Here is a 272-nt window from a genome sequence, read left to right as displayed (position 1 = left end):
ACCCCGAAGATATTAGGAAAGCTATTTACACTACAAATGCCATTGAATCGCTGAACTCAGTTATCCGCAAAGCCATCAAAAAGCGTAAGCTATTCCCGCATGATGACTCTGCTAAAAAGGTAGTTTACTTGGCTATTGAGCAGGCATCTAAAAAATGGACGATGCCGATAAGGAATTGGAAATCGGCCTTAAATCGATTTATGATAGAATTCGAAGACCGATTAAAAGATGTTATTTAAAACTGGCAGTTACACAGAATCTGTTACAGGGTC

At 39.0% G+C, this 272-nt stretch carries 1 protein-coding gene; it reads left to right on the top strand.

Annotated elements, in window-relative coordinates; translation table 11 throughout:
• Positions 1-239 (top strand): transposase (locus tag ACW689_RS21505; RefSeq protein WP_476294455.1); only part of this gene is annotated, 239 nt, incomplete at its 5' end.
• Positions 240-272: the final 33 nt, after the last annotated feature.

This window comes from Pseudoalteromonas sp. ABE4_541, from assembly GCF_056312285.1.
The sequence above is the reverse complement of the archived record's forward strand: the minus strand, read 5'-3'. Positions and strand labels throughout refer to the sequence as shown.